The 17019-nt window shown below is 61.8% G+C and carries 14 protein-coding genes; 7 read left to right on the top strand and 7 right to left on the bottom strand.

The window, feature by feature from the left end; translation table 11 throughout:
* The first annotated feature begins 1 nt into the window (after position 1).
* From EX00_RS15645 to EX00_RS15625, 5 genes are all read left to right on the top strand, one after another.
* Positions 2-997, top strand: coding sequence for an ABC transporter ATP-binding protein (locus EX00_RS15645; protein WP_047459385.1), 996 nt, complete (start codon positions 2-4; stop codon positions 995-997).
* The gene (locus tag EX00_RS15640) at positions 975-1907 is read left to right on the top strand and encodes an ABC transporter ATP-binding protein (protein WP_047459383.1); all 933 of its coding nucleotides are present in this window, start codon (positions 975-977) and stop codon (positions 1905-1907) included. Before EX00_RS15645 ends, EX00_RS15640 begins: the two co-directional genes overlap by 23 nt.
* Before the next feature lie 17 nt (positions 1908-1924).
* Positions 1925-2983, top strand: coding sequence for an aldo/keto reductase (locus EX00_RS15635; RefSeq protein ID WP_047459380.1), 1059 nt, complete (start codon positions 1925-1927; stop codon positions 2981-2983).
* 69 nt (positions 2984-3052) lie between these two features.
* Complete coding sequence (locus EX00_RS15630; protein ID WP_047459377.1) at positions 3053-4294, top strand: acyl-CoA dehydrogenase family protein; 1242 nt, start codon at positions 3053-3055, stop codon at positions 4292-4294.
* A 46-nt stretch (positions 4295-4340) separates the two neighbouring features.
* Positions 4341-5762 (top strand): FAD/NAD(P)-binding protein, encoded by a 1422-nt coding sequence (locus tag EX00_RS15625; protein ID WP_047459376.1) that lies wholly within the window; start codon positions 4341-4343, stop codon positions 5760-5762.
* 765 nt (positions 5763-6527) lie between these two features.
* On the opposite strand, the gene EX00_RS15615 is transcribed toward EX00_RS15625, so the two are convergent.
* Positions 6528-8138, bottom strand: a complete 1611-nt coding sequence (locus EX00_RS15615; RefSeq protein ID WP_047459374.1) for an ABC transporter substrate-binding protein — start codon at positions 8136-8138, stop codon at positions 6528-6530.
* 282 nt (positions 8139-8420) lie between these two features.
* Between EX00_RS15615 and gcvA the strand changes: the two genes are divergently transcribed.
* A complete protein-coding gene (gcvA, locus tag EX00_RS15610; protein ID WP_047459371.1) occupies positions 8421-9431 on the top strand; it encodes a transcriptional regulator GcvA in 1011 nt (336 codons plus the stop codon).
* An 8-nt stretch (positions 9432-9439) separates the two neighbouring features.
* On the opposite strand, the gene EX00_RS15605 is transcribed toward gcvA, so the two are convergent.
* From EX00_RS15605 to EX00_RS15580, 6 genes are read right to left on the bottom strand one after another with little or no spacing between them, the layout of a single operon-like run.
* Entirely contained in the window at positions 9440-10288 is an 849-nt protein-coding gene (locus EX00_RS15605) for an NADPH-dependent oxidoreductase (protein ID WP_047459368.1), read from the bottom strand.
* Positions 10289-10301: 13 nt separating this feature from the next.
* Positions 10302-11630, bottom strand: coding sequence for an LLM class flavin-dependent oxidoreductase (locus EX00_RS15600; protein ID WP_047459366.1), 1329 nt, complete (start codon positions 11628-11630; stop codon positions 10302-10304).
* Complete coding sequence (locus tag EX00_RS15595; RefSeq protein ID WP_047459363.1) at positions 11627-12850, bottom strand: acyl-CoA dehydrogenase family protein; 1224 nt, start codon at positions 12848-12850, stop codon at positions 11627-11629. Before EX00_RS15595 ends, EX00_RS15600 begins: the two co-directional genes overlap by 4 nt.
* Positions 12851-12863: 13 nt before the next feature.
* Entirely contained in the window at positions 12864-13205 is a 342-nt protein-coding gene (locus EX00_RS15590; RefSeq protein ID WP_047459360.1) for a DUF3088 domain-containing protein, read from the bottom strand.
* Positions 13206-13215: 10 nt separating this feature from the next.
* On the bottom strand, positions 13216-14571 hold the full coding sequence (locus EX00_RS15585) for an LLM class flavin-dependent oxidoreductase (RefSeq protein ID WP_047459359.1): 1356 nt from the start codon (positions 14569-14571) through the stop codon (positions 13216-13218).
* An 11-nt stretch (positions 14572-14582) separates the two neighbouring features.
* Positions 14583-15761 carry an acyl-CoA dehydrogenase family protein gene (locus EX00_RS15580; RefSeq protein WP_047459358.1) on the bottom strand — a complete coding sequence of 393 codons (1179 nt, stop codon included), beginning with the start codon at positions 15759-15761 and terminating at the stop codon, positions 14583-14585.
* 399 nt (positions 15762-16160) lie between these two features.
* Between EX00_RS15580 and EX00_RS15575 the strand changes: the two genes are divergently transcribed.
* On the top strand, positions 16161-17003 hold the full coding sequence (locus tag EX00_RS15575; RefSeq protein ID WP_047459357.1) for an ABC transporter ATP-binding protein: 843 nt from the start codon (positions 16161-16163) through the stop codon (positions 17001-17003).
* The last annotated feature ends 16 nt before the right edge of the window (positions 17004-17019 follow it).

Here is a 17019-nt window from a genome sequence, read left to right as displayed (position 1 = left end):
GATGCCGGCGCTTCTCGATGTTCGCGATTTCTCCGTCCGCTTTGCCGCCGCGGAGCCGGTAAAAGGCGTCAGCTTCTCCGTGACGTCCGGCGAGATGCTGGCGATCGTCGGTGAATCCGGCTCGGGAAAATCGCTGACGGCGCTCGGGCTGATGGGCCTGCTGCCGCGCCAGGCGAAAGCCGGCGGCCAGATCCGTTTTGATGGTCAGGACCTCCTGACGTTGCCGGAAAAGGAACTGCGCCGCATTCGCGGCCGGGACATCGCCATGATCTTCCAGGAGCCAATGACGTCGCTCAATCCGGTGCTGACGATCGGCGATCAGATCGTCGAAGTCCTGCGCATTCATGAGAACCTGAGCCGCAGGCAGGCGCGGGCGCGGGCGATCGAATTGCTCGATCTCGTCAGCATCCCCGATGCTGCTCGTCGCGTCGACGATTATCCGCATCAGCTTTCCGGCGGCATGCGCCAGCGGGTGATGATCGCCATTGCCGTTGCCTGTGATCCGAAGCTGCTGATCGCCGACGAGGCGACGACCGCGCTCGACGTGACCATCCAGGCGCAGGTGCTGCAATTGCTCGACGATCTGCGCAGCAAACTGAACATGGCGGTCATTCTGATTACCCACGATCTCGGCATCGTCGCCCAGTGGGCCGACCGCGTCGTGGTGATGTATGCCGGACGCAAGGTCGAGGAGGGGCTGCCGGATGTGGTCTTCGAGACGCCCTATCATCCCTATACGCAGGGCTTGCTCGCCGCCTCGCCACGGCTGAACGCCGATTACCATTATTGCGACGGGCCGCTTTCGGAAATTCCGGGTTCGGTCGTCTCCGCGGCTGGCGAGAAGGGCTGTTCGTTCCGGCCGCGCTGTCCGGTGGCGCGGGCCTCATGCTCATCCTCGGTCCCGCCGCTGCTGGTTCTTCCGGCCGGACGGCAGGTTGCCTGTCCCTTTGGTTCCTCGTTGACGGAGGCTGCCCATGCCGTTGCTATCGGTCGATAGGCTTTCGACGCATTATTCAGCCAACGCCGGCACGGTTCGGGCGGTTGACGACGTTTCGCTGGAGATCGGCGAGGGCGAGACGGTGGCGCTTGTTGGCGAATCCGGCTGTGGCAAGTCGACGCTCGGCAAGTCGCTGATGCGTCTCGTCCATCCATCATCCGGCCGCGTCACCTTCAAGGGGCGCGATGTCTCGGCCATGTCCGGGAAAGAGTTGCGCTCCATCCGCCGCAACATCCAGATGATCTTCCAGGATCCGTTCGCCTCGCTCAATCCGCGCCAGACGATCCGCGCAATCCTGACCGCGCCGCTCGCCGTTCACGGCATTGGCGACCGCAGGCGTCGCGATCAGATCGCCGCGTCGATGGTCGAGCACGTCGGCCTGCCGCCGGATGCGTTGGATCGCTATCCGCATGAATTCTCCGGTGGCCAACGCCAGCGTATCGGGATTGCGCGCGCGCTGATCCTGCAGCCGGAACTGGTGATCTGCGACGAGCCGGTATCGGCTCTTGATCTTTCGATCCAGGCGCAGATCCTCAATCTTCTCGTCGAGATGAAGACGGAGCTGTCGCTCTCCTATCTCTTCATTTCGCACGACCTCTCCGTCGTCAGGTATTTCGCTGACAGGGTTCTCGTCATGTATCTCGGCCGGATCGTCGAGAGCGCCTCGACCAGCGCGCTCTGGACCGGCGCCAAGCATCCCTACACGCAAGCGCTGCTCGCCGCCGTGCCCGATCCGTCCCAGCGCAGGCAAGCGGCTCCGATTACCGGCGACCTGCCGAGCCCGCACAACCCACCGTCGGGCTGTCGCTTCCACACACGCTGTCCGCTGGCGACCGACCTCTGTCGGGTCGAGGACCCAGCCTTGCGCCAATTCCACGGCGACCATGCCGTCGCCTGTCATCACGCTTAATAGCAATGGAGAATGAAATGGTTGATTATCGCTATCTGGGGCGCAGCGCCCTCAAGGTATCGCCGCTGAGCCTCGGCACGATGATGTTCGGCGGCCCGACGCCGGACGATGTTGCATTCCGGATCATCGACAAGGCGCGCGAGCAGGGGGTCAACTTCGTCGATACGGCCGATGTCTACCACGACGGCAAGTCCGAGGAGGTTGTCGGCCGCGGTATAAAGAACCACCGCGATCATTGGGTTCTCGCTACAAAGTTCGTCAACTCGCACAAGAAGGGTCCGAACCTTGGCGGCCATTCCCGCAAATGGGTGATCGAGACCGTCGAGAATTCGCTGCGTCGGCTGAAGACCGACTATATCGATATCCTCTATTTCCATCGGGCGGTCTTCGATGCGCCGCTCGAGGAGCCGGTGCGAGCTATTGCCGATCTCATCCGCGCTGGCAAGTTGCGCTATTTCGGCGTTTCGAACTTCCGTGGCTGGCGTATCGCCGAGGTCGCGCAGCTCGCCGACCAGCTCGGTATCGACCGCCCGGTTGCCAGCCAGCCGCTCTACAATATCGTTAACCGCACAGCCGAAGCCGAACAGCTTCCGGCCGCCCATCATTACGGTCTCGGGGTCGTCTCCTATTCGCCGCTCGCGCGTGGCGTGCTGACCGGCAAATACGAGCCGGGGCAGGCGCCGGGGAGCGACACGCGCGCCGGCCGTGGTGACAAGCGCATCCTGGAAACCGAATGGCGCCCGGAATCGATCGCCATCGCCAAGGAAATTGCGGCGCACGCGACCCGCAAGGGCATCGCCCCGACCGAATTCGCACTCGCCTGGGTGCTAAACAACAAGCTCATCTCCGCCGCCATCACCGGGCCGCGCACGGAAGAGCATTGGGATAGCTATATCCGTGCCCTCGATGTCAAGCTCGATGCCGAGGATGAAGCGCTGGTCGATCGCCTGGTGACGACGGGCCATCCGTCGACGCCTGGCTTCAACGATCCAAGCCACCCCCTCGAAGGTCGGGTGCCGCGCAGCAATCTATCGGCATCCGACAATGTCGTGCCGCTTGCACGCGCCGTCGCCTGACGATCTCTCTCAGGGCTCGCCGGTCGCGGGCCCTGACATCCATCCTTCCGGTGCCGAGAAAGTTCCTCCATGCCGACCAGCGCCCCAGCCATCCAGCCCGTCCAGGCTGTGTCTCATTCCACCAATCTGGCGGCGCTGCTTGCCAAGGTGCCGGAGCTTGCGGCGGAGATTGCCAAGGAGGCGGCAAGGCGGGACCTGGAGCGCGAGCTGCCGTTCGAGGCGTTCCGGCTCTTCAGGGAGGCAGGGCTCGGCACATTACGCATTCCCGTCGATCTCGGAGGTCCGGGCGGTTCGGTCGTCGATTATATCGAAATGATCATGACGATCGGCGCGGCAGACTCCAATGTCGCTCATGCGTTGAGAAGCCATTTCAATTTCACTGAAGGGCTGCTGCTCAATCCCAACACGGCGCTCGACCGGACCCAGCTCGGCCGCGTCCTCTCCGGCAAGCTCTTTGGCGGTGCCCATACGGAGCAGGGCACCAAACGCCCTGGTGACGTAACGACACGGCTGACGAAATCCGGCGACAGCTATCGGCTGAGCGGCCGTAAATGGTACGCGACGGGAACGGCCTTTTCCGACTTCGCCTCCTTTAGCGCCAGGAACGACGAAGACCAGCTTGTTGGCGTTCTCCTGCCCGTGGATCGCAAGGGCATCACCATTCTCGACGACTGGGATGGCATGGGCCAGCGCCTGACGGCAAGCGGCGGCGTGCTGCTCGAAGATGTCGAGGTCCTGCCGCACGAGATTTCCACCCGAGGCCTGAATACGCTTGTCGGCCGCCATGCCTCGACGTTGCGGCAACTGCATCTCGCCGCCTCGATGGCGGGCGCCGTGCGCGGCGTTCTTACCGAGGGCACGGGCTATGTGCGCAGGCAGGCGCGATCGACTGCTCATAGCGCTGCCGAAACGGCAAATGCGGATCCCTTCGTGCAGAAGATCCTGGGCGAGATCGCAGCCGGTTCGTTTGCGGTCGATACCCTGATCCGCGAGAGCGCGCGGGCACTTGATCGGACCGTTGTCGCCTTTGCGGAGGACGATCCGCAAAAACTGGAAGCGGCCCTGGTCGAAAGCGCATTGACGACGGCGCGAACACAGATCGTCACCTCGCAGCTTGCGCTTGCCGCCGCGACCAATGTCTTCGAGCTGGGTGGCGGGTCGGCGACCTCGCGTCACCTCAATCTCGATCGCCACTGGCGCAACATCCGCACGCTCCTCAACCACAACCCGCTGCTGCACAAGGCGAGGGTGGTCGGCGACTATTACATCAACGGAACGACGACGCATCTCGAGGAAGGCAAGGTCTTCTAAGGCCAAGCCGCGGCTCTGCATGATAGCAATTACTCCGGAAAATCGCATGCATATCGATCATTATACGAAACATTCGATTGTCATTATCGGCGGCGGTTTTGCCGGCGCGCTAACGGCGCTCAAATTGCTCGACCGCGCCGAAGTGCCGCTTTCGATCACCATCATCGAACCACGCGAGGAGCTTGGACGCGGTGTTGCCTATAGCACGACGGAGCCGGTTCATCTGGTGAACGGTGCTGCCGAGACCTTCTCCCTCTATCCGGAAGATCCGGATCATCTCGTGCGTTGGCTGATTGAGAACGGTCCGGCCAGTGGCTGGCGGTTGCCGGAGGATATCGGATCCAGCAGCCCGCCACGCTATCTCTACGGAACCTATGTTCGTGACGAGCTTGATCGGGCCATCCGGCAAGCGGTCTCCCGATCGACGTTTCGTCATGTCCGTTCGCCGGCGGCAAAGCTGGTCTCCGCCCCGCATAAAATCAGCGTCACGACCTTGGACGGGACCTTGATCGAAGCTGACGAAGCCGTTCTGGCGCTTGGCGTCTTTCAGGCGGAACCTTCGTCTTGGGAGGCCTCTGTCGCGGGTCATTTCCGGTTTGCCGCCAATCCCTGGGATCCGGCCGCGCTCGACCGGCTGTTGGGCAGCAAGGACATTCTGTTGATCGGCTCAAGCTTGTCGATGGTGGACGCCGTCGCCAGCATGGAGGCTCGTGGCTATCGCGGCAAATATCGCGTGATTTCGAGGCGTGGCCAATTCGTGGAAGGGCGCAGGAATGCGGAGGTGGCCCGCGATTTTCTGGCGGATAACCCGCTGCCGGCAACAGCCCGTGCGCTGCTTTCGGCCGTCAAGGCTGAGCGGCGTGCCATTGCCGCCGCCGGTGGAGACTGGCAGGGGCTTCCACTTGCCATTCGCCCTTATGTTCTGCCGCTATGGCAGGAGGCAAGCGATCAGGAACGGTTGCGGTTCGGCCGCCATCTCAGGGCTTTCTGGGATGTTTCCGCGCACCGTTCCGCGCCCGAAAGCGACAGGACGATTCAGGCCGTCATTGGGGAAGGCCGCCTTTCGCATGGGCCTGCGAGGCTCCTTGGCCTCACACCGTCCAGGGATCGCATAGCGGCGACCATCCGGACGCGGAGAGGTGAGGAACAGCAGATATTCGACGGCGTCATCAATTGCCGCGGACACCAGTTGCATGACTGGCGACAGATTCGCGATCCCTTCGTGGAAAGCCTGCTCGATGGCGGCGAGGTGCGCCCTCACAGTACGGGCTTCGGTATCGATGCCACGCCCGAAGGTGACGTGATTTCGGAAGAGGGGCGCATTCATCGCAATCTCAGCGCCATTGGCCATCCTTTGCGCGGGGTTGCGTGGGAATCGAGTTCGATCACCGAACAGCGTACCCAGGCCATCGCGCTGGCTGAGCGAATCCTCGCGAAAATTACACCTGCGATCAGAGTTGCATCCTAGACGGAGAGCAGGTGAACAGGCGCCATGAAAGCGGATCACTTGCTGAAAATATCGTCGTGAGGCACTCTGCACGCTCGGATGTCGCGGGATGCCTGTTTTTGCTACGTCGCAAAACTTCGCTTTAAACGGGGAGTTTTGCGATGGTGGGGATGCAAGAAGATGATCAGATTTGTCCAGGTCTTTTGGAGCATAGTCTGGCGTTCTCTCGTCATTATCATGCTAAGCACCGGTATCACGTATGGGCTGTCCGAACTGGTTCATTCACGGTTCGCCCAGTCTGAAACTTCCATCAAGTTTCGGCTCTCTCTTACGTTTCTTCCCGCTGTCCTCATGTTTGCAATATTGGCTATGCGGACCAGTGGCTTTCGCAATCTCCTCCTCGAACACCGATCGGCGATGTCGAGTGCAAAGTGGCGGCAGACATATGTCGGATTATCGGTATGCGCTTTCAGCATTGTCGCAATCAGCTGCGCTGCTGCATTGACCGTGGATACCGATACATGGGTCGCCCTCCGGGCATTACTTCCGCTACCGTTGTTCGCGCTCTTTTGGATTGGCCTCGCCATCTGGCAGGTAAGGTCGGCAGGGACCAGTCCCGCGCCGGAAAATTCCTAAGGCTTGCTACGTCACAGTATGAGGAATTAGCCGTCAAGATTGCTGAATTTCTTCAATGGGATGCCGTTGAGGAACATTCGTCGCGACGGATAGTGACTGGTGGAATTGGCGGCGATTGAAGGTCATGCGGATATCCTTGCTGAGGCAATGCTAGGCGTTCTTGAGGAGGTAGGCGCTGGAGAGGCTGCCGGAGAGACCGTCGGCGACGACGGTGTGGTCCTGGACTTTTTTGTTGAAGATCGTCAGTTGCCGGAATGACACCAGGGTGATGTCGGGTAGGTCTGTTGCGATGATGACCTGCATCCGGTTGAAGAGTTCGACGCGCTTGGCATGGTCGTTCTCGACGGCTGCCTGTTCGAAGATGCGGTCGATCTCGGGGTTGTTGTAGCCGGAGCCGTTCGAGAAGGGCACACCCTTCTTGAAGTTCTTCGACCAGTAGAGGCGCTGGACGCCGATGGTCGGGTCGAACGTATTACCCATGCCGCCGGTCACGAAGGCGAAATCGCGATCGGTATAGACGCGCTTCAGCCAGGTCGGCACGTCCTGGCCGCGAAGATCGACCTTGATGCCGATTTTTGAAAGCGCGTCGCGGAGGTAGTCGCCAATCCGGGTATAGGTATCGCCATAGGGCATGACATCATGCGGCACCTCGAAGCGGATGCCGTCGGCGCCGCGCGGGAACCCGGCTTCGTCCAGCAGCGTCTCAGCCTTGGCCAGATCGAAGGCATAGATCGGAGTATTGGGGTTATAGAAGGTCTTCAGGTAGGGACTGATCGGGCTCGGGGCCGGGATGGCGTAGCCGTAAAAGGCGATATCGGCGATCTTCTGCCGGTCGATCGCATGGGCGACGGCCTGGCGGACCTTGTTGTGCTGGAAATACTTGTTCGCGAGGTTGAATTCGATGCGGTAGACGGTTGGCGAATAATCGTTGCCACGATCCTCGACCGCAAGCGTCGGCAGCGTCTTGATACGATCGATCTCGCTCAGCGACACCGGCGTATCCGGTGCGATATCGACCTCGCCGGTCTCCAGCGCCGCAAGCCGGGCGCTGGCATCGGGAATGAACTTAATGACGATGCGGTCGAGATAGGGCCGCCCCTTGTCCCAGTAGTCGGGATTGCGGTCGAGGATGACGTGGCTTCCGACCACCCATTCGCGAAAGATGAAGGGGCCGGTGCCAACTGGCGCGCGGCCGTTGGCGTTGCCCGGCAGATCCGTGCTGCCCTCATAGACATGCCTAGGCACGATGGGCGACTCGCTCGCCTGAAGCGCGCCGAGCAGATAGGGCGCGGGCTTGGAGAGCTTGATGATGGCGGTATGGTCGTCCGGCGTCGCCACTTCGGTCACGCTGGAAAAAGTAGCGCGGCCGCGCGGATGGACCTCTTTCAAGGCCAGGATCGAGAAGGCGACATCGGCCGAGGTGAAATCCTTGCCATCATGCCATTTGACGCCTTGGCGCAGCTTGAACGTATATTGCAGACCGTCGTCGCTGACGTGCCATTCCGTCGCGAGCTGCGGAATGGGCTTGAAGTCCTCTAGTCCATAGGCCAACAGACCTTCGGTCACCTTGCCGCTGACACGCGTCGTCGGGCCGGCTGTGTGGGCAAGCGTGACGAGGGTTGGCGGCTCCGGCTGAACGAGCAGGGTCAGCGTTCCCCCCGCCGTCGGCTCGGCGGCCTGTGCAAAGCGGCCAAACGGCGCCACGGCGCCGATGGCGGCAAAGGCGAGGACTTGATTGAACTGGCGTCTTTTGATGTCCATGAATTTCCCCAGGCTTGATCGCTCGGCAGTGACCTGCCGGCGCTATCTTCGGACCGGAGGCCGGAAATTCGGAAGAATGTTTTTCTCGCCGCCTTCGAAAGAAAAGCTTCGTGCGGTGCGCTCAGGCAGAGATGATAATCTAGTAAAAATATAGACTATTTCGAAGTTTTAGTTTTTGCTTCCGCAAAGGGGTGCCTACGGGAAAGAAAATGTTTCCATCACGTCGGGGAAACGCAATGCACGTTCTCGTCTAGGCCGGCATGATTGTGTTGCAATCGCCCCATGATGACGATCGCGAACTCCCGGAAAAAATCCATTCAGCCGACCCTGGCGCGTCTGCCTCCGCTGACCTCGCTTCGCGCTTTTGTGGCCACGGCGCGGCACCTGAATTTTCTGCGCGCGGCGGAGGAGCTGCATGTGACCTCGGCTGCGGTCGGGCAGCAGATTCGCCTGCTCGAGGACTATCTCGGCCAGCCGCTCTTCCATCGGACGCGTGGGCAATTGCAGCTGACATCAGCCGGACAGGCGCTGGTGCCCGGTCTGACGGACGCCTTCGATGCGGTTCTTGGTGCGATGACGCAATTTGCCGCCAGCGATCACGAACAGCCGATCCGGGTTTCCGTGGCGCCGTCTTTCGCCAGCAAATGGCTGATCCCGCGGCTGGACGGTTTGCGCCGCGCGGCCCCGGGATTGCAGGTCCTGGTCGATGCCTCCGCGCAACTGACCGACCTCGATAGCGGCGACGCCGATTGCGCTATCCGATATGGCAGTGGCGCCTATCCCGGTCTTGTCGTGGATCACCTGTTCTCCGAGGCGGTCATCCCGATCTGCAGTCCGGAATTCGCCGAACGACATTGGCTCCGCAACGGTCCGAAGGCGATCGAAGGCGTGCCGCTGCTACATGAGGATGGTGCGGAGCATGATCATTCCTGCCCGGACTGGAATGCCTGGCTGAGGGCGGAGGGCCTTTCCTATCGGCTGTCGCAGGGCGGCTTCCGTCTCAGCCAATCCTCCCTGATCATCGATGCGGCGCTCGCGGGGCAGGGGCTGGGTCTCGGCAAGGTCCGGTTGGCGGAAGCAGAGCTTAGGGCCGGGCGGCTCGTCAGCCCCTTCGGCAGTCCCCAGCCCGTCAGTTTTTCCTATTTCTTCGCGACGACGGCCACCAAGGCACGCCTGATGCGGGTCGATCTCTTTCGCAACTGGCTTCAGGCGGAAGCGAAGGCGTTGCAGGCGATCGATGAGGTCCTGACGTGGAATACACGCCCGGATCTCAGCATCGTCGCCGCAGAATAGAGATGTCTCTATTTCAGCTTGAAACCAAGCTTGCGCGCGGCGGCGCCAAGAAGGTGGCGTCCTTTCAGGGCCTCGACGGTGCCGATCCTGTTCTTCACCTGCTCGGTCCAGTCCGTCAGCGGCATGGACTGCTCCGCCTGAAAACTGCCGAGCGCGGCGTTGTAATCCTCAAGATCGCCTGGACGAGGTGTCGTGTCGTAACGCTCGCGATGAAGAACGGTCGACTGCGGCAGTCTCGGCTTGACCCCAGCGAGCACGGCTGGATCCGGGTAGCCGACGGTGAGGCCGAAGACCGGGAATACGCCTTCCGGTAATTCCAGCTCGCGGGCGACCACTTCCGGATCGTTGCGGATCGCGCCGATATAGCAGGTGCCGAGCCCCAGCGACTCCAATGCCGAGACTGCATTCTGCGCGGCCAGTGCCGCATCGATGACCCCGAGAAGGAAGCTTTCGACATAGTCGAGACCTTCCGCCGATGAGCCGCGCTCGGCGGCGATGGTGCGTGACCGATTGAGATCCGCAAGCCAGATCAACAGGAGTGGTGCCTGCGTGATTTGCCGCTGGGTGCCGGCGACCGTATTCAGCCTGCTCTTGCGCGCTTCATCCTCAACGGCGATCACGCTCCAGGCTTGCAGGTTGGAAGAGCTGGGCGCTGATTGCGCGGCGGCGATTGCCAGATGGAGCACGTCTTCCGGAACCGCCTTGGGCAGATAGTTGCGCACGCTGCGATGCGACAGCAGCGTATCCAGCGTCTCATTCCAATCTCCTGCCAGACCTTGGTCATTGCGATAGCGCTCGGTGGCAAGGACGGTCAGGCGATCACGCTCTTCCGCTCTGACGGGGGCTAATGCTGTCATCGGGTCTTCTCCTTCATTCGGCGGCTATGGCATAGGGATTGGCGGGGCGCGCAAGGCCAAGATGATCGCGGAGGGTCCGGCCGGTATAGTCCTGCCGGAAAAGGCCGCGTCGACGCAGGATCGGCACGACTTCGTCGACGAACACGTCCAGTCCGTGCGGCAAGACATCCGGCATCAGGTTGAAGCCATCGGCGGCACCCGCTCGGAACCATGTTTCGATATCGTCGGCGACCGCTTCCGGCGTGCCGACGATGGTGCGATGTCCTGTTCCGCCGTTGAGTGCCCGGATGAGGTCGCGCACGGTCAGCTGGTCGCGCCGGGCCAGCGCAAGGGTTGCCTGAAAGAAAGTGTGCCCGCCGTCCGGCGGCAGGGGAATATCGGCCGGCAAGGCCTCGTCCAGCTTCAGCCGTTTCGGGTCGATCTGCAGCACGCCCGACAGCCGCGCAAGGCTATACTCCAGCGGGATGAGTTCGCGCAGTTCTTCCTGCCGCCGCTTGGCTTCCACCTCCGTGCTGCCGATGATGGTGGCGAGACCGGCGAGCACCAGCAGGCTGTCCGGCGCACGGCCGAAACGAGCGGCCCGAGCCCTGAGATCGCCGGCATAGTCCAGCGCTTCCTCCAGGGATTGGGACGCGGAGAACACGGCCTCGGCATGTTCGGCCGCGAGTTGCCGGCCATCATCGGAGCCGCCGGCCTGAACGAGGACGGGATGACCTTGCGGCGGGCGTGGAATATTATGGGGACCATGCACGGAAAAATGCTTGCCGCGATGGGCGATTGCATGCACCCGCGTGGGATCGACGAAGCGCCCGGTGGCGACATCGCCGAGGAAGGCCTCGTCCTCCCAACTGTCCCACAATGCCTTCACGACCGCCGTGAATTCTGCTGCCCGCTCGTAGCGGCTGCCATGCGCCACCGGCTTCTCAAGGCCGAAGTTCCGGCTTTGCGAGAGATCGGCGCTGGTGACGATGTTCCAGCCAACGCGGCCGCCGCTGGCGTGATCCAGCGTCGCGAAGCGGCGGGCGATGTTGTAGGGCTCGTTATAGGTGGTCGACGCCGTTGCGATGAGGCCGATGTGGTCGGTATGGGCGGCCACGGTTGCCAGCACGATCGTCGGCTCCAGCGAGGTCAACGGGCGGAAATCGACGCGATCGGAAATGGCCGCCTGGTCGGCAAGGAAGATCGCATCGAAGGTGCCGCGCTCGGCGATACGGGCGACGTTGACATAGTGGTTGATGTCGAAGGAGGCGCGGGGATCGCTTCCTTCCATCCGCCAGGCCGCCGGTGAAAACCCGGAATGCAGGATGTTGATGTTGAGATGAAGCTGCCGTTTCGCGCTCATTGGAAGATCCCCGGTTCCGGAAACTCTCCCGTCAGAAACCAGCTTCCGACGTTACGGGTCTTGTACTCGGCGGGATTGTGAAGCGTGTGGATGCGGACGTTGCGCCAGAAACGGTCGAAGCCGTAGGGCCTGACTGCGGAGCGCGCGCCCATCACCTCAAAGATCTCGCTGGTCACCTCCAGGGCGACGCGGCCCGCCAGGACATTGGCCGAGGCGACGGCAATCGCCGTCTTGCCGCGATCCTCCGCCGTCAGATTCTGCCCCTTGGCATAGGCGTCATCCAGCGCCGTCAGCGCCCGGTCGGCAAGCGCCGTTGCCGCCTGCACTTTGATCCAGAGCTCGCCATATTGCCGCTTGATCCAGGGGTCGTCCTCATGGCGTTCGACGCCGGAATAGATCCAGGGCCGCGATTTTGTGATGGTGTAGTCGCGCGCCGCGATCAAGGCGCCCTGGGCGCTGCCGATGAAGACGTTGAGCAACACACTCTGCTGCTGCATTGGCGTCAGCAAGGCGATCGCGTCGCGCGGCCGCTTGGGCAAAATCTCGTCGGCCCGGATCTTCACATCCTTGTAGAAGACCCTGCCGCTGCCGGTCTGGCGCTGACCGATACCGTCCCAATCGTCGGCGATGGTGATCCCTTCGCGACTTGGTGGGATATAAGCGGTGCTGCGCTGGTTGGTCTCCTCGTCTTCCCAGGCGACCGTCAGATAATCGGCGACATGCGATCCGGAGGCAAAGGGTCGGACGCCATTGAGGATAACGCCACCATCCGGCTCCCGCCGGCCGAAAAGGCTCTTGGAAAAGCTGTTGGTCGTATTGCCCCAGAACCAACGCCCGGCCGCCGAGCGGCGCAGGATGTCTTGCGAATAGGCATCGGGACCAGCGTTAACGGCGTTCTGCAAGGGGCTGAAATGATAGCCGTAGAGGTGCCCGATCGATCCATCCACCTTGGCGAATTCGCGCACGATCCGCATGGCCGTCGCATAACACTCGCCGAGGCCGCCGAACTCCCTGGGGATCAGCAGGTTGACGAGACCGCTTTCCTTCAGGAGCCGGACCTGCTCTTCCGGTCTGCCGCCCTGCTGGTCCCGTTCGATCGCGTCCCGGGCAAAGATATCGCGCAGCTCCACCGCCTTGGCGAGGTACGGGTTTGTCGTATCCGGCGCGAAGAGAGCTGATGGCGGGAAGGGCGGTTCGAAGCCGGCGGGTTTCACGGTCATGCTTTATTGCCCTTCACTTGTGGAGACGCGGAAAGCCGTGCCGCTCCGACAGCAGCTCGAGAATACGATCCGTCGTGCTGACGAAGCGCGTTCCATTCCGGTTTCCGGCATCGATAGGCGCATCGCCCGCGAGAATGAGAACCGGCAAGGACTGGTTTTCCTCGCCGATGGCGTCGATCACCTTCTGACGCGGCCGGGCGAAGGGAACGCGCTCCACGTCGATGGCCGCTGCGAGATCGGGAAAGCTGGCGAGCAGGCCCTCGATCGCATTGCAATAGGGGCAGACGAAAGTGGTGCCGGGATGCTTGGGATCGGAAAACCCCGGTGAAATTAGAAACAGCTTGTCACGCGCCATCAGTCTTCTCCTATTCTGCCGCGACCGCATTGCCTGCGGAAAAACGGTTGGGCGGGCGCTTCAGCCCGAGGTTTTCGCGTAGCGTGGATCCCTCATATTCCTCGCGGAACAGGCCACGGCGGCGCAGTTCGGGTACGACGAGATTGATGAAATCGGCCAGACCGCCCGGCATGATCGGCGCCATGATGTTGAAGCCATCGGCGCCATAATTCTCGAACCGCTCTTCCAGCACGTCGGCGATCTGCGTCGGTGTGCCCACGACCTGCCAATGGCCGCGTGCGCCTGCGATGCGCAGATAGAGCTGGCGGATGGTCAGGTTTTCGCGGCGGGCGAGATCGAGCAGCAGTTCCTGGCGGCTCTTGCCGGCATTGGTGACCGGCGGATCGAGCGGTACCGGGCCATCGAGCGGGTAGGAACGGAGGTCTAGGCCGCTCAATTGCGACAGGAGATTGAGGCCGACCTCCGGCTGGATCAGCTCCTGCAGCGCTTCGAATTTTTCTTGCGCCTCGGACTCGCTTCGCCCGATCACCGGGAAGATGCCCGGCAGGATCTTCAGATCGTCGTGCGAGCGGCCGAATTTTGCGAGCCTTCCTTTGACGTCGGCGTAAAAGGCTGTGGCTTCCTCAAGGGTGATCTGCGCCGCAAAGATCGCCTCGGCCGTGCGGGCGGCGAGCTCCTTGCCGGGCTCGGAAGCACCGGCCTGTACCACGACTGGCCGGCCCTGCGGCGAGCGCGGAATGTTCAGCGGCCCGCGAACCCTGAAGTGTTGGCCCTTGTGTTCGAGGCGATGCAATTTCTCGGGGTCGAAATAGCGGCCGCTTTCACGGTCCCGGACAAAGGCGTCATCGTCCCAGCTATCCCAGAGGCCGAGCACGACATCGGCGAATTCCTCGGCACGATCGTAGCGGTCGCCGTGCAGGATCTGCGTGTCGTGGCCGAAATTATAGGCAGCGTCTGGATCCGACGACGTCACCAGATTCCAGCCGGCACGCCCGCCGCTTAACCGGTCTAGCGATCCGAACTGCCGGGCGAGATTATAGGGGTCGGAATAGCTGGTGGAGGCCGTGGCGATCAGGCCGATATTTTTCGTGACGCTGGAAAGCGCCGACAGCAGCGTGATCGGCTCGAACGGATAGACGCCGCTATGCGCCTTTCGGCTTGCCGCATCGACATCCTTCAACCGAGCGGCCACGCCGTCGGCAAAGAAGATCGCATCGAACTTCGCGGCCTCCACCAGCTTGGCAAGCTCGAGGTAGTTCTCGAATTCGGTACCGACCGACGCCTGCGGATGCCGCCAGGCGGCGACATGATGGCCGGTGAACAGCAGGAAGGCGCCGAGCTTGATCTTATCCTTGCGTCTTGCCATGGAGGGTCCTTTCAGCGGTACATGGCTGGTACGGGAAATTCGCCAGTCAGCAGCCAGGTGCCGACGGTGCGTTTCTTGTATTCGGCGGGATTGTGGAGCGTATGGGTGCGGACATTGCGCCAGAAACGGTCGAAGCCGTTGGCGTTGGTGGCCGAGCGCGCGCCCATGACCTCGAAGATTTCACTGGAGACGGCGAGGCCGATTTCGCCGGCAAAGACATTCGCCGTGGCAACATCGATGGCGGCGGCACCGCGATATTCGTGCGACAGGCTTGGCCCTTGATTGAAGGCCTCGTCCAGGCTTCGGGCTGCCTTGTCGGCAAGCTCGGTTGCCGCCAGCGTGCTGATGTAGAGATCGCCATACTGCCGCTTGATCCAGGGATCGTCGGTATGTTTGTCGACGCCGGAGTAGATCCAGGGCCGCGACGATGTCGTCGTATAACTCCGCCCCTCGTCGAGCGCGCCTTGCGCACTGCCGACAAAGACGTTGAGCAGCACGCTCTGCTGCAACAGGGAGATCAGCGACGTATAGGGCGTCAGCGGTACGTTCGGCGCGCTGATTACTTCGTCGTCGAGGATTTCGACATTGTGGAAGCTGACCGTGCCGCTACCGGTTTGGCGTTGGCCGATCCCGTCCCAATCGTCCTCGATGACGATGCCTTCACGGCTTGCGGGAATAGCGGCGGTCAGACGCTCTCCCTCCGGCTTCTCCCATGAGATCTGAATGTAGTCGGCGATGTGGGAACCGGAGGAAAAGGGGCGCTTGCCGTTGACGATCCAGCCATTGTCGAGGCGCCTTCCCGACGATGTCTTCGACATCGCATTACCGGAATTGCTCCAGACCAAGTTTGCGGCGGCGGAGGCACGCAGCCAGTGGTCTTTCTGCGCGTTCGAACCGCGAAAGAGAACGAGATTGAGCGGAAGATGGTGATATCCGAAGAGATGCGCCAGCGAGCCGTCGGTACGGGCGAACTCCCGCACGACACGCAGGATCGACAGCCAACTTGCACCCTGTCCGCCATAGTGTCGCGGAATTTGCGCCGCTGGCAGTCCACTTTCCTTCAGTAGCCGGATCTGTTCGACAGGCCGGCCACCCTGCTTGTCACGCTGAACGGCGTCCTGATCAAAGATCTTACGCAGTTCGACGGCCCTGGCGACCAGGGGATCTGTTGTATCCGGTTCGAAGGACATGTTTGCCTCACGCATCTGGCCTTGGCGGCCCTGCTTTGCATCGTGTGTGAGGGTTCGGCGACTGCTGCTTCAAGTCCAGCAATATCTATTTGATCTCACGAGAAGAAAATCTTTCTCCGCGCGGCGCCCCTGGCCCGGCCGATTGCAAGAATTGTGTCAGCCTTAGCCGTTTGGCCGCTCCTCATGGAACGTTGTCCGCGCTGTAGGCGTCGCCAGCGATAACAAATCCGAGGCGGCCCATCTAAATAGAATATAATTTCTATAGATTATAATATTTACTGCTAGCCTCTCCTGACTCTATTGGGGAGAGAACGATGACCGGCAAGAAACGCCAGCTCAAGCTCGAAGCTTCCCTTTAGCCGACCGGCCATTACCGCCGAATAGGGGCAGGGAAGAAGAATGAGCAATCCTTCGCATCTGAAGATCAGCCATGTGACCCGGCACTTCCAGGTGAATGGCGAAAGCCTGACGGCGCTCGACGATGTCAGCCTCGACATTGCCGAGGGTGAGTTCGTCACCATCGTCGGCGCCAGCGGCTGCGGAAAATCGACGTTGCTCCGCCTCGGCGCCGGGCTGGATACCGCCACCTCCGGTTCAATCACCCATGCGGGCAAGCCCGTCACCGAGCCGAGCCTCGATCGTGGCATCGTCTTCCAGGAACCTCGGTTGTTCCCATGGCTGACGGTTGCCCGCAATGTGGCGCTGGGTCTGGAAAACTCCGGAGATAGCAAGGCGGACAAGAAGAGGTTCGTCGAGGAGCATCTGGAACTGGTTGGGCTTTCCGGTTTCGCCAAGGCCTATCCGCATCAGCTTTCGGGCGGCATGGCGCAGCGCGCCGGCATTGCCCGTGGTCTCGTCAACCGCCCTGATGTCCTGTTTCTCGACGAGCCCTTCGGCGCGCTCGACGCCATCACCAAGGCCCGGCTTCAGGACGAGCTGCAAGAGATCTGGGCGAAGGAACGCATCACCATGGTGCTGGTGACACACGATGTCGACGAGGCGGCCTATCTCGGCGATCGCGTCGTCGTCATGTCGCCGCGACCCGGCCGCATTCGTGAGATCATTCCGGTGGAATTGCCGCGACTGCGCGCGAGGACCTCGCCGGCGCTGACCGAGGTGCGCAACCGCGTTCTGGAAAGCCTCAACGCCACGACACATCCTTCGCCAAGTCTCCGAGCGGTTTCGCCGGGGGGAGGGCAACGCTCAGTCGACGCCAGACCGGCCATCGCCGCCGTCAGATAGATCAGGAAACGGAGTA

Origin of the sequence: Martinezella rhizogenes (assembly GCF_000799715.1) — a bacterium.
Classification (GTDB): Bacteria; Pseudomonadota; Alphaproteobacteria; order Rhizobiales; family Rhizobiaceae; genus Rhizobium; species Rhizobium rhizogenes_C.
This window is presented reverse-complemented; position numbering and strand designations above follow the sequence as displayed.